Below are 3,548 nucleotides of genomic sequence, written 5' to 3'. Positions count from 1 at the left end.
ATTCTGTTTTTTCGGATAACGATAATTTGAGTTTAATATATTAAACAGTTTGAAAACGGTAGGAATTAGGGAGGTCTTATGAAATTTAAAACAAAACTTTATACAAGCATAGGGTCATTGCTGCTGTTATTTTTTATTATCGCTGTTATTTTAATGAACATGCTCAAACAAACAACAGTTAATATGAACGTAGTTATTAATGATTTAAATGAAAGAATTGAAATGGCTTCAGAAATTAAATACGAGACTTCTAGAATTGGTCTAGAGTTAACTTCGATGTTAACTGTTCGTGGAAATGATATCCATTTAGATGCGACAAATTCTTGGGAAAATTCCCATACCAATTTGCAATCTGCAATAGAATCACTAGAGAAAATGGATAAGCAAGAGAAATCTAAAGAACTAATTGCAAAAATTATTACATTGCATGACCAGTATTTAACAATGGGTCAACAAGCTTTGACAGCCAAAAAACTAAATCGGGATATCGAAATTCCAGCTGTCTTTTGGACTGATACTGAACTGATTAGTCAAAGAATGATGCAAATTGCCGATCTTCTCTATGGATTGCAAGAACAAAAGATGAAAGATGAACTATTAAGATCTAAGGATACATACAACTGGGCTGTCACCATCATATACATTTATCTTGCCATTGCCTTATGTATTGGCATTGTGTTCACGTTTTGGATTATTAGAGGTATCACAAATAACCTTAACAAAATAACAGAAGTGATGAAAAGTGCTATCACAAGTGATTTTAGTTCATTACCCCGAATTAAGATTTCCTCTAAGGGTGAATTGGCTGAAATTGCTGTTTCATTTAATAAAATGGCACATGCACTTGAGGAACAAAGTAAGCTAGAGAAACAATTAAAAGAAGAAGCGGAAGAGCAAAGTTGGCTTCATGCAAAAATTGCCGAAATAGCCACCATTTATCCTGAAGTTGAAAATGTTTCTATATTAGCTGAATTGTTAATTACAAAGCTTGTCCCGATGGTAGGAGCAAGTTGCGGAGTTTTTTATGTTAAGGAAGTGGAAGAGAGAGAACAGTATTTAAAAAAGATATCTGCTTATGCCTCACTAGATGATAATAAAGATTATATGCGTTTTCGTTTTGGAGAGGGTCTTATCGGACAATGCGCCCTTGAAAAACGTTCCATCTTACTAACCAATGTTCCGGATCATTACGTAAAAATAGGATCAGGCACGGGAGTAGGATCACCCAAAAATATTATTATTTTACCGATTCAATTTGAAAATGATGTACTAGCTGTCATTGAAATTGCATCATTTGAGGCCTTTAGTCCCCTCCAAGTTAAGCTATTGGAAGCTGTAATTAATAATATTGGTATCAAGATAAACAGTATTGTAAGTCATATGAAAGCAGAAAGATTATTGCAAGAATCTCAAGCATTGACAGAAGAACTCCAATCTCAATCAGAAGAACTGCAGTTACAACAAGAGGAGTTAAGGACGACGAATGAAAAACTTGAGGAGCAGTATATAGCCTCTGAACAAAAGAACAAGGAAATAGAAAAGGTGAGAGAGGCACTTGAAGAGAAAGCTCAACAATTAGAGCTTAGCTCTCAATATAAATCTGAGTTTCTAGCCAATATGTCTCACGAGTTAAGAACGCCACTTAATAGTTTACTAATTTTAGCTCAAATACTTGCTGAAAACGGGGATGGTAATCTTACCGTTGAGCAGGTTGAGTATATTCGTACGATCTACTCATCTGGTAATGATTTACTTCATTTAATCAATGATGTCTTAGATTTGGCGAAAGTGGAGTCAGGAAAATTAGATGTCAATCCTAAAGAGGTAGATCTTCATGATGTCCAAGATTTTATCGAAAGACAATTTTCCCCTCTTGCGATTCAAAAAAATGTACAGTTTTCAATTAAGATGGAAGGAAGGTTAGCAGGGACATTCTATACGGATGAACAACGCTTACAGCAAATTTTAAAAAATCTCCTTTCAAATGCGTTTAAGTTTACTGAACGTGGCAGTGTATCATTAGATATTCGGAAGGAAATAAAAGACGTCAGTGGGCAGCTTTTTGAGGGAGAAACTCGAGAGCAATCGATGCTTGCTTTCTCCGTGATCGATACAGGAATAGGCATTGATAAGGATAAACAAGAAACAATATTTGATGCCTTTAAACAAGCAGATGGAACGACAAGTCGTCAATATGGAGGCACTGGATTAGGACTGTCCATTAGTCGCGAAATGGCCCAGTTATTAGGTGGATATATAGAGGTCTCTAGTACGAAGGGAAATGGAAGCACCTTCACTTTATATTTGCCATACTTTCAAACAAACAGCAAAATAGTAGAAAATACCGCTTTGGAAGAAGCGGCCATAAGTCTTTATGAAGATGATTCACTCAAAGATTTAGAAGGTCCAATAAAACCAGATGGCATTTCTTCTCTGAAAAACAAGAAAATTCTCATTGTAGATGATGATATACGAAATGTGTATGCCTTAACCATTGCTCTTGAGAAGTTTGAAATGGATATCATTGTAGCAGAAAATGGCCGTGAAGGGATTGAGGTATTAAAGGAAAATCCAGAAACAGACCTCATTTTAATGGACATTATGATGCCTGAGATGGATGGGTTTGAAGCAATGCGGCGCATTCGTCATCTAACTGAATTCCAAACGATCCCAATCATCGCCCTTACAGCTAAGGCAATGAAACGCAGCAGAGAAGAATGTTTAAATGCGGGAGCAACGGATTATATCAGTAAGCCGATTAACTTAGACCAGTTATTTTCCTTAATGCAAGTATGGCTGTATAGTAAGGAGGGGTAGAGAATTTGATAATAAAACCTAATATTCTACAGACAGATGAGATAGAAAGAATAGAAATCGATTTACTGCTAGAGGCCGTTTTTCGATTTTATGGTTATGATTTTCGAAACTATGCCTTTCCTTTCATCCAAAGGAGAATTATCCATCGTGTTCGTAAGGAAAATCTACCAAGTATATCTGCACTCCAGGAAAAGATACTTCGTGACCCAGCTGTCATGGGGGAATTGCTTTCTGATTTCTCGATTAATGTAACAGAGATGTTTCGGGATCCTTCATTTTTTAAGACATTCCGAACAAAGATCATCCCTTTAGTAAAAGATTATCCTGAAATTCGAATTTGGCATGTTGGCTGTTCATCAGGAGAAGAGGTCTATTCTATGTCTATTCTCTTGCATGAAGAAGGGATTTACGAAAAAACGAGAATATTTGCTACTGATATAAACAAAAATGTTTTAGAAAAGGCGAAGCAAGGGACCTTTCCATTAGACAGGATGCAACTCTACACTAAAAACTATATCGAGGCAGACGGGAAAAGGGCCTTTTCGGAATATTATAAGGCAGTGGATGATAAAGTATTTTTCCATTCCTTTTTGCAAAAAAATGTGGTGTTTGCCCAGCATAATTTAGTAACAGACCAATCGTTTAACGAGTTTGATATTATTATATGCCGAAATGTCTTAATCTATTTTAATAAGGTTCTTCAAAATCATGTCCACACGTTATTATATAAG

General features: G+C 35.8%; 2 protein-coding genes. Both read left to right on the top strand.

The features are described from left to right. The first annotated feature begins 78 nt into the window (after positions 1-78). Positions 79-2,817 carry a hybrid sensor histidine kinase/response regulator gene (locus V7137_RS25370; protein WP_335700647.1) on the top strand — a complete coding sequence of 913 codons (2,739 nt, stop codon included), beginning with the start codon at positions 79-81 and terminating at the stop codon, positions 2,815-2,817. A gap of 5 nt (positions 2,818-2,822) precedes the next feature. After that, a partial coding sequence (locus V7137_RS25365; protein WP_335700646.1) for a CheR family methyltransferase occupies positions 2,823-3,548 on the top strand: 726 nt, incomplete at its 3' end.

This window comes from Neobacillus drentensis (assembly GCF_036962765.1).
GTDB lineage: Bacteria > Bacillota > Bacilli > Bacillales > Cytobacillaceae > Neobacillus > Neobacillus drentensis_C.
This window is presented reverse-complemented; position numbering and strand designations above follow the sequence as displayed.

Coding starts and splice junctions, on each gene's coding strand:
- V7137_RS25370 (WP_335700647.1), top strand. CDS start 79: ATGAAATTTAAAACAAAACTTTATACAAGCATAGGGTCATTGCTGCTG.